Genomic DNA, 12,663 nt, shown 5'->3' with positions numbered 1-12,663 from the left:
CCAGATTGGACAAACGCCCCGGCCAGCAGGCTGGAGCCTGATTTGCGTTTCGCGCAGGGCTGGCTTCGTCAAATTGAGTTCTGAACCGGGAAGGCACGAATGTTCGACGCATCTCAGAGCCTGCGCCTCTACAACACGCTGACGCGGACGAAAGAGGATTTCGTCCCGATCGATCCAGACAATGTGCGCATGTATGTCTGCGGCCCGACCGTCTACGACTTTGCCCATATCGGCAATGCCAGGCCGGTGATCGTCTTTGACGTGCTTTTCCGCTTGCTGCGTCACGTTTATGGGCAGGGGCACGTCACCTATGTGCGCAACATCACCGACGTCGACGACAAGATCAACGCGCGCGCTCTGCGCGACTTCGGCGGCGAGATCGCTTCCGGAACACTTTCGCTCAACGAGGCGATCAGGCGGGTCACCGAAAAGACCGCCGATCAGTTCCATCGGGACGCGGCGGTTCTCGGCTGCCTGGAGCCGACGGTCGAGCCGCGCGCCACCGAATTCGTCGAGCCCCGCGCCGACGGCAAAGTCGACATGATCACCTTGATTCAAAGCCTGATCGAACGCGGCCATGCCTATGTTGCCGCGGGCGAAGTCCTGTTCGATACGGCGTCGATGCCGGACTACGGCCAACTGTCGAAGCGCAATCTCGACGAGCAGCAGGCTGGTGCTCGCGTCGCCGTCGACGCGCACAAGAAAAATCCCGGCGATTTTGTCCTGTGGAAGTTGTCGTCGCCGGAGGAGCCTGGCTGGAATTCGCCATGGGGCAGGGGTCGGCCGGGCTGGCACATCGAATGCTCGGCAATGTCGGCCGCCTATCTCGGCGAGGTGTTCGACATCCATGGCGGCGGCCTCGACCTGATCTTCCCGCACCACGAGAACGAGATCGCTCAGTCGCGCTGCGCCCATGGCACGGACGTGATGGCCAACATCTGGATGCACAACGGCTTCCTGCAGGTCGAAGGGCAGAAGATGTCGAAGAGCCTCGGCAACTTCTACTCGATCAACGAACTCCTGGAGACCGAGACTTTTGGCGGCCGCAAATGGCCGGGCGAGGTGCTGCGGCTGGCGATGCTGATGACGCACTATCGCGAGCCGATCGACTTTTCCGTGCGCAAGCTGGAAGAGGCCGAGAACATGCTGCGCAAATGGAAGCGGGCGGCGGATCTGGCGCCGGCGGCGGCGGGGCAGGTGCCCGTGGAGATCATCGATGCCTTGTCCGACGATCTCGCCACCTATGCCGCCTTCCAGGCCCTGACGCAGTTGGCCGGCGAGGCGGCGGACGGCAACGATGCGGCTGCGTCGCTGAAGGCGTCGCTGCTGTTCCTCGGCTTCGATGTCGCGTCGGCGACGGTTGATGAAGACCACGTCGCCAAGGCCATCGCCAAGCGTCTCGCATTCATCGCCGCCAAGAACTGGGCCGAGGCCGACCGCATCCGCGACGAACTGCTGGCGCAAGGTGTACAGTTGAAGGACGGCAAGGATCCGGTCAACGGCGAGCGAGTGACGACGTGGGAGGTCAAGCGGTGAGGGTGGCGCGAAACACCTTTACAAGTTTGGCGGAGGCGCTGGTGACAGCCGATCTCCCTCCTTGCGGGGGAGATCAGCCCTCGTCGCCGATTTCGCTAATCACCGGCGAAGGGGAGTTTGATGGGACACGATCTCGTTCCGCAACGACACCGCCGGAATGCAAATCCGTGCGTCGTGTCATGACCGATGCGGAGTTGAAACTTTGGAATGAGTTGCGTGCTCACCGGCTTATGGGGATGAGCTTTCGACGGCAGGTGCCGATCGGACCTTATATCGTTGACTTTGCTTGCTCGGCCTATCGTCTCATCGTCGAGGTAGACGGCAGCCAGCATGCGGATAGCGAAAATCTACAACAAGACGAGACACGCAGCGCATATTTCAAGAGCAGTGGCTGGACCATCCTGCGCTTCTGGAACGACGACGTCATTCGCGATATCGACAATGTCTGCCAGCACATCGTCATCGAGGCCGGCCTGGGCGCTGCCGAAGTGCCGGCGATCGAACCAGCTAGGGAGTCCGTTCCATGATAGACCATCTTGGCATCACCGTTGCCGATTTCGATGCTTCGAAGGCGTTCTATGACAAGGCGATGGCGCCGCTTGGTGCAGCGCTCCTCTACATGGTACCGCTGGAATACACCGGCGGCGCCAAAGTCGGCGGCTATGGCCGTGACCGGCCGGTGTTCTGGCTGAGTTCGGCCAAGGACAAGCCCAGGGATCACCAGCACGTCGCCTTCACGGCGCGCAGCCGCGCCGAGGTCGATGCCTTCCACGCAGCGGCCCTTGCCGCCGGCGGCAAGGACAATGGCGGGCCGGGCCTGCGCCGGCATTATCACCCGAACTACTATGGCGCCTTCGTCTTCGATCCCGACGGCAACAATGTCGAAGCTGTCTGCCATGCGCCGGAGTGAGCCGAGATGAGCCTCGACAACCGGCCGATCTACACCGGCGGCTGCCAGTGCGGCGCGGTGCGCTTTCGCGTTGAAGGCGCGCTCGGCGACGCTTCGGTCTGCCATTGCCGCATGTGCCAGAAGGCGTTCGGCTCGTTCTATGCGCCGCTGGTTTCGGTGCGTGGCGCCCGGCTCGACTGGACGCGCGGCGAGCCGAAATACTTCCGCTCCTCCAACCATGTCGATCGCGGTTTTTGCGCTGATTGCGGCACGCCGCTGACCTTCACCGCACCGGATGGTGTTGGCCTCGCCATCGGCGCGTTCGACAATCCGGCGGAGATCGTGCCGCTGATCCAATGGGGTGTCGAGGCAAAGCTGCCTTATGTCGATACGATCCCGCGATTGCCGGGCGAGGAGACGATGGCCGACGTGTCGTCGGCTTCTTATCTGGCGGATCTCGTCTCCTACCAGCATCCGGACCACGACACCGAACAATGGCCGCCAAAGGAAAGATCATGACCGAGACAGTAAGAACCGGCGGCTGCCAATGCGGCGCCGTGCGTTTCCGCATTCATGGGGCGCTCGGCCGTCCGTCGATCTGCCATTGCCGCATGTGCCAGAAGCAGTTCGGCTCGTTCTTCGGTGCGCTGGTCACGGTGCCCAGGGATGGCGTCGAATGGACCCATGAAGAGCCGAGCTATTTCCAGTCGTCGATCAACATCGACCGGGGTTTCTGCGCCCGCTGCGGCACGCCGCTGACATATCGGCAGCCCGGCGGACTGGAAATCGCCATCGGTGCCTTCGACGACCGTTCGGATCTGGCACCGCAGATCCAGGTCAACTATGCCGCGCGGCTGCCGTGGGTGGAGACGATCTTCGATCAGCCCGTCCACCAGGATCCTGATTATTACAACAGGCAGGAATCCATCATCTCCTTCCAGCACCCAGACCATGAAACAGCGGACTGGCCGACCAAAGGTTTGCAGCTATGAGCAGTCAATTGCGTACGCTTTATCCCGAGATCGAGACCTTCGAGTCCGGCATGCTGGATGTCGGCGACGGCCATCAGGTCTACTGGGAGCGTTCCGGCACCAAAGGCGCCAAGCCGGCGGTGTTCCTGCATGGCGGACCGGGCGGCACCATTTCACCAAAACACCGGCGGCTGTTCGACCCGAAGCTTTACGATGTCATTCTGTTCGACCAGCGCGGCTGCGGAAAATCGACGCCCAACGCCTCGCTCGAAGCCAATACGACCTGGCACCTGGTCGCCGACATCGAACGCCTGCGTGAAATGGCCGGCTTCGACAAATGGCTGGTGTTCGGCGGCTCCTGGGGGTCGACGCTGGCGCTCGCCTATGCCGAAACGCACCCCGAACGCGTCAGTGAGTTGGTGGTACGCGGCATCTACACGCTGACACGTGCGGAACTCGAATGGTACTATCAGTTCGGCGTCTCGGAAATGTTCCCGGACAAATGGGAGCGCTTTCTGGCGCCGATCCCGGAGGCCGAGCGTGGCGACATGATGGCCGCCTACCGCAAGCGGCTGGTCGGCACGGATCGCAAGGCGCAGATCGAGGCGGCCCGCGCCTGGAGTCTGTGGGAGGGCGAGACGATCACGCTGTTGCCCGAGCCGGAGACCAGCGGACCTTTTGGGCAGGACGACTATGCTGTCGCCTTTGCCCGCATCGAGAACCACTATTTCGTCCATGCCGGCTGGCTTGAGGAAGGGCAGCTGCTGCGCGACGCGCACAAGCTGAGCGACATTCCCGGCACCATCGTCCATGGCCGCTACGACATGCCGTGCCCGGCGCGCTATGCCTGGTCGCTGCATAAGGCGTGGCCGAAGGCGGATTTCCATCTGATCGAGGGCGCCGGCCATGCGTATTCGGAGCCGGGGATTTTGGACCAATTGATCCGGGCGACGGATCGGTTTGCAGGGAAGATATAGTCGATGCACGGCGATCCTTCACACCCCCCTCTGTCCTACCGGACATCTCCCCCGCAAGGGGGGAGATTGGATGTCGCCTTCGCTTTCGCCAATCGCCGACATTGCAGGACCAGCGCTGTCGTCACAGCTGCCGATCTCCCCCTTTGCGGGGGAGATGGCCGGCAGGCCAGAGGGGGGTGCTCAAGCACCTTGCTGTCATGAAAAAGGAAAGACTGTTCCTCTTCGACACCACCCTCCGCGATGGCCAGCAGACGCCGGGCATAGACTTTTCCGTCGAGGACAAGATCGCCATCGCAAAACTGCTCGACACCTTCGGCCTCGACTATGTCGAGGGCGGCTATCCCGGCGCCAATCCGACCGATACGGCCTTCTTCCAGGAGAAGCGGACGGCACGTGCCAAATTCGTCGCCTTCGGCATGACCAAGCGGGCAGGGGTTTCTGCGTCCAACGATCCCGGCCTTGCATCACTCGTGCAGTCGAAATCGGACGCCATCTGTTTCGTTGCCAAGAGCTGGGATTATCACGTCCGCGTCGCGCTCGGCTGCACCAATGAGGAGAACCTCGACGCCATCAAGGCCTCCGTCGAGGCGGCGATCGCCGCCGGCAAGGAGGCGTTGGTCGACTGCGAGCATTTTTTCGACGGCTTCAAGGCCAATCCCGACTACGCGCTGGCCTGCGCCAGGGCCGCCTATGATGCCGGCGCGCGCTGGGTGGTGCTGTGCGACACCAATGGCGGCACGCAGCCGTCGGAAGTCCGCGCCATCGTCGAGAAGGTTATTTTATCAGGTATTTCAGGCGATCATCTCGGCATCCATGCCCATGACGACACCGGCCAGGCCGTGGCGAATTCCCTCGCCGCTGTCGAGACCGGCGTGCGCCAGATCCAGGGCACGCTCAATGGCATCGGCGAGCGCTGCGGCAACGCCAATTTGATCTCGATCGTGCCGACGCTGGCGTTGAAACCGGCCTTCGCCGATCGTTTCGAGACGGGCATTTCGGCTGAGGCGCTGACCGGCATTTCCAGGTTGTCCCGCGCCTTCGACGAACTCTTGAACCGCGCCCCGGAAGCGCAAGCGCCCTATGTCGGGGCCTCTGCTTTCGCCACCAAGGCGGGCATCCATGCCTCCGCGCTGGCCAAGGAGCCGGCGACCTATGAGCATGTGCCGCCGGAAACGGTCGGTAACCGCCGCCGCGTCATGGTTTCGGACCAGGGCGGCAAGGCCAATTTCCTCGCCGAGTTGAAGCGGCGCGGCATCGACGTGCCGAAAGATGATCACCGGCTCGACGCGCTGATATCAGTGGTCAAGGAGCGCGAGGCCGAGGGCTATGCCTATGAGGGCGCCGATGCCAGCTTCGAGCTCCTGGCACGCAAGATGCTGCACGGCCTGCCGGAGTTCTTCAACGTCACCTCGTTCCGCTGCATGGTCGAGCGCCGCTTCGACGCCAACGGCCAGCTGAAGACGGTCTCCGAAGCGATCGTCAAGGTGGTGGTCGACGGCGAGGAGAAGATGTCGGTGGCCGAGGGGCATGGCCCGGTCAACGCACTCGACATTGCGCTGCGCAAGGACCTTGGCAAGTTCCAGAGCGAGATCGCCGACATGGAACTGGCCGACTTCAAGGTGCGTATCCTCAATGGCGGCACCGAGGCGATCACCCGCGTTCTGATCGAATCGCATGACGGCACCGGCGCGCGCTGGTGGACGGTCGGCGTTTCCGAAAACATCATCGACGCCTCGTTCCAGGCGCTGATGGATTCCATCGTCTACAAGCTGATGAAGAACCGCGAGATGGCCGGACTGGTGGCCGCCGAATAGGGTTGAACCATCAGCGAAAGTCCATTGATCCATCAGAACTTTGCGATGGTCTTGCCAAGGTGACTGGGCCATAGCGTTGGCCCATGGCCACTGAAACAATCACCCTGGATGCGGATTCCAAGGCCCGTCGCGGCTTCCTGCTGGCACTGGGGGCCTATCTGCTATGGGGGCTGCTGCCTTTTTACATGAAGGCGGTCGCTCATCTGCCGCTCGCCGAAGTCATTGCCCATCGCATCGTCTGGTCGGTGCCGATCGCCGCCGCCGTCCTGATCTGGGCCGGCCGCACGGCGGATTTCAAGGCGGCGCTGCATTCGCCGCGCACCATCGCCATGGCCGCGCTGACGGCTGCGCTGATTTCGGTCAACTGGGGCATCTATGTCTGGGCGATTGCCGTCGACCGCACTGTCGAGACCGCGCTCGGCTACTACATCAATCCACTGGTCAGCGTCGTTGTCGGCGCGCTGCTGCTTGGCGAGCGCCTCGACCGGCTGCAGATCGCGGCGGTGGTGCTGGCGGCCGTCGCGGTCGCGGTGTTGACCATTGAGGGCGGCAAGCTGCCCTGGGTGTCGCTGGCGCTGGCTTTTTCCTTCGCCGCCTACGGCTTCTTCCGCAAGACGCTGCCGATCGGCCCGAGCCAGGGGTTTTTGCTCGAAGTGCTTCTGCTGGCGGTGCCGGCGCTCGGCTACATCGTCTATCTCATCGCGACCGGACAGGACCACATCGTATCCAGCAGCGGTGCCGATAGGGCGCTGTTGATCGGCTGCGGTCCAGTCACGTCGATACCGCTGCTGCTGTTCGCCTTCGGCGCCAAACTGCTGCGCCTGTCAACCATCGGCATCATGCAATATATCGCGCCGACCATGGTGTTTCTGATCGCCGTTTTGATCTTCGACGAGCCTTTCGGCACCACCCAGGCGGTTGCGTTCGCGCTGATCTGGGCGGCTTTGGCGGTCTATTCCTGGTCGATGCTGACGACAGCGCGTAGGGCCGCGCCGCAGCCCGCACGGTAAGGGATTTCGGATGTACCTGCTGCATATCGCCAACAAGAATTATTCCTCATGGTCGCTGCGGCCCTGGGTGTTGATGCGAGAACTGGACATCCCATTCGAGGAGCGGCTGACGCCATTCCCGACCGGACCGAGCTGGGAACTCTACCGGTCGTTTTCGCCCAGCGGCCGGGTGCCGTGCCTGATCGACGATGGCTGGGCGGTCTGGGATTCGCTGGCCATCGTCGAATATCTGGCCGAACGCCACCATGGCGTGTGGCCTGTCGAGGCCAAGGCGCGCGCCTGGGCACGCTCGGCCGCCGCCGAGATGCATTCGAGCTTCACCGCATTGCGCGGGGCATGCCCGATGAGTTGTGGCGTGCGGGTAAAGCCGTTCCCGATGTCCGATGGGCTGAAGCAGGACCTCTTTCGCCTTGGCGATCTCTGGAACGATGGGTTTGCCCGTTTCGGGGGGCCGTTTCTGGCCGGCGCTCATTTCACCGCCGTCGACGCTTTCTTTGCTCCGGTGGCGTTTCGCGCCCGGTCCTATGGGCTCTCCTTCGAGGCTGCGGCTGCGGCCTATCCGGCCCAATTGCTTGCTCTGCCGGCGATGCGCGAATGGTATGCGGCTGGTCTTGCCGAGACCTGGCGCGAGGCCGATCACGAAGCGGAAGTCGCCGCCGCCGGCACCGTCATCGAGGATCTTCGCGCCACGGCGTGAAAGCCGCCGGCGGGTGCTACATCTGTCCGAGCCGCCTGACAAAGAGATAGGTCGCACCCGCGATCACCATCGACACCGCCGTCACCGCCCAAAAGCCCATTGGCGTGTCGACCAGCGGCAGGCCCCCAACATTCATGCCGAACAGGCCTGAGATGATGGTCATCGGCAACAGCACCGCCGTCATCACCGACAGTACGTACAGCAGCCGGTTCGACTGCGTCGTCAGCTTTGCCATAAGCTCGTCCTGCAACAGCCGGGCGCGCGCCTGCAATTGCTCGCCGTCATAATGCAGCGTCTGCGCACGGTGCGAAAGCCGGGCCGCCATGTCATTGATCGAATCGGGCAGGTCGTTACGGTGCGAATGGTCGAGATGGCGAAACAGATTGGTGAGCGTCGCCATCTGCCGATGGATCACCACCAGATGCCGGCGCGCGTCGACGAGGGATTGCCGTTCATTGTGCCATGCGTCGCAGACGATACGGTCTTCGATGCCGTCGAGACTGTCGCCGAGTGCCGCAAGTTCCGCCACCATGCCATCGAACGACTGGCCGACGACAGCCTCGATCAACTCGGCTGGCGAGCGGAACTTGCGCGACCCATTCTCGATCGCCTTGCGGATGTTGTCGACCGACTGTAGCGGTTGCTTGCGGGCGCCGACCAGCATCGTGTCGTTGAGCGCGAAGCGGAAATGGCCAAGCCCGCCCGCTTCCGCCGAATAGTCGTGGCGCAGGTCCGGCAGGTCGCCGTAGAGCCAGTCATCCTCGAGGTCGATGTGGCAGCCATGGCTGGCGGACAGGAAAGCTTCACGCACCGGTGCCGGCAAAGCCTGATCGGTGCCGATCTCATGGCGAGCGCGCATGTCGGAAAGCTGGTAGCTGCGCCATGTCCAGTGCGCGGCGGCGGCGTCCCTGGTTCGCACGCCCTCAGCGGTGAAGTGATAGATGAAGAACAATCCGTGCTCGTCGGGCAGGTAGGGCGACAGGTCGGTGCCTTCCGGGGCGAGAGTGATATCCATGGGGGCGGTGCCAGATGCATGTTCCGAAGATGGCACCGCACGGCGGCTGCCTGGCCTTGATTTCTAGCACGAGCGAACCCGGTTCCGTGTGACGGTTTCTTGACAGCCGATCACGGTCTGTCGATCAGCCGTGGCAATGCGGAGGTGACGCCTTCGCCACCCCGGATTGTGCCCCAGTCAGTGCTTCGGGCCGAAGCCGGGGTAGGGCTTTAGGGATACGATTGCGGCAATGTCCATCATGCCGGCCTTGACCAACGGCAAGGTGGCGAGGTGGCCGCGAACCTCTGCATCATCGGCTGCCTCGAACATCATGCCGCTGCCCGGGATGTCGCCCCGGTTCCACACTTGGCGTACCGCGCCTTCGGCATAGAGCGTGCGCCGCTGTTCGGCTTCGCCGGGCAGAAGCGGAGCGAAATCGGCATCGGCAAAATTTTCGGTGTTGCGGGTGAGAAGGGCAAAGAACTGCATGGCGGTCTCCTTTGGTTGGAATGGCCGAATTATCGCTCCCGCTGGTCAGACTGTCCAAGACTGGTTAGGCTAAAGTTGAGACCTGCGGGGACTGGAGCCTGGAGAAAAATGTTCGATCTGCGTCAGCTCCGCTATTTCGTCACCGTCGCCGAAACCGGCAATGTCGGGCGCGCCGCCGAAATGCTGCATATTTCTCAGTCGCCACTCAGCCGGCAGATCATCCAGCTCGAGGAGCAACTCGGCGTCGCTTTGTTCGAGCGGGCAAAACAGCGGGTCCACCTCAACGCCGAGGGCCGCGCCTTCCTCACGGAGGCCCGCGCGCTGCTGTCCAATGCGCGACGTTTGGAGGAGTTCGGCCGCAACCTGGCCAGCGGCGCCGTCGGCCGGCTCGCCATCGGCTATGTCGAAGGGGCCGTTCATGCCGGGCTTGTCGCCGGGATGCTGCGCCAGTTCCGTCGCGACCGGCCGGATTTCCACCTGCAGCTGAGAAGCCTGCGTTCGGCGGCGCAGTTGGAAGGGCTACGGCAGCAGTCGCTGGATCTGGGCTTTGTCTACTCGCCGCCAGCCGATGATGACCCGGATGTCGCCGCGATAGCGCTGCGGCATGAGCCGCTGGTGCTGGCGATCCCTGAAGATGATCCGCTTGCTGAAGTGCCAGAGATTGAGCCCGACCACCTTGACGGTCGCACCTGGATCACCGTCGTGCGCCAGCCGGACGACACCAATCGCGGCCAGTTCCTTGCCGCCTGCGCCAAGGCCGGCTTTTGGCCCGACATCGCCTATGAGACGGCGGACCCGCTGACCTCGCTCGGCCTTGTCAGCGCCGGTCTCGGCCTTGCGACGGTGCAAGCCAGCCTGCGTGCCGCTGCGCCGCCGCGGATCGTATTTCGCGACCTGCCGTGGTTCGACCGCACGGTCTCCATCTATCTCGCCTGGCGGCGTCATGACCGGCGCGCGGTGATTGCCGATTTGCGGCAGGCAGCTGGGGAATAGGGGAATAGGGGAATAGGGGGCGCCGTTCCCAGGCACTTCACATATTCCCCTACTGCCTTACTCCGTATTCCCCTACATTTTGTCTATCACCGACTGCACGCCCTCGGTCGGGGCGTCGACGGATGACCCTGCCACCATGATGGCGGCGACGATCGCTTCGGGGTCGTCAATGACCAGCGGCTTGACCCGCTGTGCGGTGTGGATGAAGCCTTCGGCGGCCATGTGATCTAGCAGCGCCAGCATCGGATCCCAAAATCCTTTGACATTGCCGAAGACGATCGGCTTGCGATGATGGCCAAGTTGTCCCCAGGTCATGATCTCGATGATCTCCTCGACCGTGCCGATGCCACCCGGCAGTGCCACAAAGGCGTCGGATTTCTCGAACATCTTGTGTTTGCGCTCGTGCATGTTGTCGGTGATCAAGAGTTCATCGAGCCGGTCAAGCGCTGTTTCGCTCGCCTCCTTGTTGATCAGGAAGCGCGGAATGATGCCCGTCACCTTGCCGCCGGCCTTGAGCGCGCCTTCGGCGACAGCGCCCATAATGCCTTTGGTGCCGCCGCCATAGACCAGCCGCAGTCCCGCTTTGGCAATCGAGCGCCCGAGCAGGTGCCCGGCCTTGATATAGGTTTCATCGCGGCCCGGAGACGAGCCGCAATAGACGCAGACGGATCGAATCGTGTTCATGCCGATGATTGGTGATTGGGTCTGAAAGCGTGGTCAAGCCCCAAGGGTCAACAAGCCCGGGCTTTTTCTTGTCGGCCCGTTTTTCTTGTCGGCATTGGCAAAACAGGCTAGACCGGCGTTAGGTGGCTAAGGGGTAGGGAAATATGGCAATTAATCCACTGAAGGCGTTCCTGTTCGCGGCGGGTGGGACCGTTGCGGCCGCGGGAACCGCCTATGTATCGGGCGCACTCGACCCGTATCTCAATCCCACGCCGCCGGCGCAAGTGGCGGCGCAGACGCCGCCCGCAGCGCCAAAATCGGCCGATCCCGGCACCGAAGCGCGGCTGCCCGCCGCGGAAGTCCCTGCGGCTCCCGCCGCGGTGCCCCAGGCACCGGCCGCGGCTGCGCCGGCTGCGGCCGGTCCGGTCGCACCGTCCTTCGATGTCGTGCGCGTCGAAAGCAATGGCTCGATTGTCGTCGCCGGCAATGCGGCGCCCAACGCCAAGGTCGAGATCCTCAACGGCTCGACGGTGCTTGGCTCGACGGTCGCTGGTCCCGATGGCGCCTTCGTTATCGTTCTCGATGATCCGCTGAAGCCCGGCGATTATACCATCGCGCTGCGCGCGACCACGGGCGATGTCGTAACGCCCTCGGTGCAGACCGCCGTCGTTTCGGTTCCCAAGGATGCGGCCGGCCAGGTGCTGGCCATGGTCGAGGAGCCGGGCAAGCCGGCCGAATTGCTGACCGTTCCCGCGCCCGAGGCAAAGCCGGCTGCTCCGGCCGCCGCGCCGGCTGCTCCCGCAGCCGAAGCGCCCGCAGCTGCTCCGGCACCAGCCGCCCCGGCACCTGCCGTGGTCGACGCAGCACCGGCTCCTGCAGCGCCGGCGACGCCGCCCGCTGCAGGCGTGACCGAGCCCAAGATCGTCGTCGAGGCGGTCGAGATCGACGGCAGCAAGATCTTTGTCGCCGGTCTCGCCGATGCCGGCCGCAAGGTGCGCGCCTATGCCAACGATATCCTGCTCGGTGATGCGCAAACTTCGACGGACGGTCATTTCCTGGTCGAGGCGACGCGCGACATTCCGGTCGGCAGCTACACAATTCGTGTCGACGGCCTCGATACCGACGGTGTGACAGTTGTGGCCCGCGCAGCCGTGCCGTTCGAGCGCGAGCCTGGCGAAGCGGTCGCCGCCGTGGCACCCTCGGCGCCGAAGCCCGTTCAGCCCAAGCCGGCCGCACCTGCCGCCACCGAGGCGCCGGCCGCGGCCGAGACGGCTCCGGCCACGACGCCTGCTCCCGCCACCGAGGCTCCGGCCGTTGTGGCGGAGGCAACGCCGCCGAGCGATGTGCCCGAGACCGTGGCGCCCAAGCTTGAACATGCCGACGGCGCCGTCATCATCCGCCGCAACGACACGCTGTGGCGGATCTCGCGGCGCGTCTACGGCCATGGCGTACGCTTCTCGACCATCTACCTCGCCAACCAGGACCAGATCAGTGATCCCGACCGCATCTGGCCGGGGCAGGTGTTCAAGGTCCCGGAAAAGTCGAAGGAAGGCGAAGCCGCCGACCTCAAGGCGATGGGCGAGCAGGCAACGACAGCGCCGGCCAAGACCAACTAGTCCAGGCCATCCAA

14 protein-coding genes are annotated in these 12,663 nt (G+C 63.6%); 11 read left to right on the top strand and 3 right to left on the bottom strand.

Annotation, left to right across the window (positions count from 1 at the left end):
• Positions 1–99: 99 nt before the first annotated feature.
• From cysS to EOA13_RS02280, 9 genes are all read left to right on the top strand, one after another.
• Positions 100–1,536, top strand: a complete 1,437-nt coding sequence (cysS, locus tag EOA13_RS02325; RefSeq protein WP_127289331.1) for a cysteine--tRNA ligase — start codon at positions 100–102, stop codon at positions 1,534–1,536.
• Between the two features lie 41 nt (positions 1,537–1,577).
• Entirely contained in the window at positions 1,578–2,063 is a 486-nt protein-coding gene (locus EOA13_RS02320) for an endonuclease domain-containing protein (RefSeq protein WP_245490287.1), read from the top strand.
• The gene (locus EOA13_RS02315; RefSeq protein ID WP_023812897.1) at positions 2,060–2,446 is read left to right on the top strand and encodes a VOC family protein; all 387 of its coding nucleotides are present in this window, start codon (positions 2,060–2,062) and stop codon (positions 2,444–2,446) included. The genes EOA13_RS02320 and EOA13_RS02315 overlap by 4 nt, the downstream gene beginning before the upstream one ends.
• Positions 2,447–2,452: 6 nt before the next feature.
• Entirely contained in the window at positions 2,453–2,944 is a 492-nt protein-coding gene (locus EOA13_RS02310) for a GFA family protein (protein WP_127289329.1), read from the top strand.
• Positions 2,941–3,417, top strand: a complete 477-nt coding sequence (locus EOA13_RS02305; RefSeq protein ID WP_127289327.1) for a GFA family protein — start codon at positions 2,941–2,943, stop codon at positions 3,415–3,417. The genes EOA13_RS02310 and EOA13_RS02305 overlap by 4 nt, the downstream gene beginning before the upstream one ends.
• Positions 3,414–4,373: a prolyl aminopeptidase gene (gene pip, locus EOA13_RS02300; protein ID WP_127289325.1), complete on the top strand. Its 960-nt coding sequence runs from the start codon at positions 3,414–3,416 to the stop codon at positions 4,371–4,373. Before EOA13_RS02305 ends, pip begins: the two co-directional genes overlap by 4 nt.
• Positions 4,374–4,570: 197 nt before the next feature.
• Positions 4,571–6,187 (top strand): citramalate synthase, encoded by a 1,617-nt coding sequence (gene cimA / locus EOA13_RS02290; RefSeq protein ID WP_127289323.1) that lies wholly within the window; start codon positions 4,571–4,573, stop codon positions 6,185–6,187.
• Positions 6,188–6,270: 83 nt separating this feature from the next.
• On the top strand, positions 6,271–7,197 hold the full coding sequence (gene rarD / locus EOA13_RS02285) for an EamA family transporter RarD (RefSeq protein WP_127289321.1): 927 nt from the start codon (positions 6,271–6,273) through the stop codon (positions 7,195–7,197).
• 10 nt (positions 7,198–7,207) lie between these two features.
• Positions 7,208–7,894 carry a glutathione S-transferase gene (locus EOA13_RS02280; protein ID WP_127289319.1) on the top strand — a complete coding sequence of 229 codons (687 nt, stop codon included), beginning with the start codon at positions 7,208–7,210 and terminating at the stop codon, positions 7,892–7,894.
• 16 nt (positions 7,895–7,910) lie between these two features.
• Here EOA13_RS02280 and EOA13_RS02275 read toward each other — a convergent pair whose 3' ends face one another.
• Positions 7,911–8,909, bottom strand: a complete 999-nt coding sequence (locus tag EOA13_RS02275; protein ID WP_127289317.1) for a transporter — start codon at positions 8,907–8,909, stop codon at positions 7,911–7,913.
• Positions 8,910–9,086: 177 nt separating this feature from the next.
• Complete coding sequence (locus tag EOA13_RS02270; protein WP_127289315.1) at positions 9,087–9,377, bottom strand: muconolactone Delta-isomerase family protein; 291 nt, start codon at positions 9,375–9,377, stop codon at positions 9,087–9,089.
• Between the two features lie 108 nt (positions 9,378–9,485).
• Here EOA13_RS02270 and EOA13_RS02265 point away from each other — a divergent pair, with 108 nt between their 5' ends.
• Positions 9,486–10,370, top strand: a complete 885-nt coding sequence (locus EOA13_RS02265; protein ID WP_127289313.1) for a LysR substrate-binding domain-containing protein — start codon at positions 9,486–9,488, stop codon at positions 10,368–10,370.
• A gap of 72 nt (positions 10,371–10,442) precedes the next feature.
• Here the strand turns inward: EOA13_RS02265 and EOA13_RS02260 are convergent, their stop codons facing one another.
• Positions 10,443–11,054, bottom strand: a complete 612-nt coding sequence (locus tag EOA13_RS02260; protein ID WP_127289311.1) for a TIGR00730 family Rossman fold protein — start codon at positions 11,052–11,054, stop codon at positions 10,443–10,445.
• Positions 11,055–11,197: 143 nt separating this feature from the next.
• Here EOA13_RS02260 and EOA13_RS02255 point away from each other — a divergent pair, with 143 nt between their 5' ends.
• Positions 11,198–12,649 carry a LysM peptidoglycan-binding domain-containing protein gene (locus EOA13_RS02255; protein WP_127289309.1) on the top strand — a complete coding sequence of 484 codons (1,452 nt, stop codon included), beginning with the start codon at positions 11,198–11,200 and terminating at the stop codon, positions 12,647–12,649.
• Positions 12,650–12,663: the final 14 nt, after the last annotated feature.

This window comes from Mesorhizobium sp. M7A.F.Ca.US.011.01.1.1, from assembly GCF_003998295.1.
Classification (GTDB): Bacteria; Pseudomonadota; Alphaproteobacteria; order Rhizobiales; family Rhizobiaceae; genus Mesorhizobium.
This window is presented reverse-complemented; position numbering and strand designations above follow the sequence as displayed.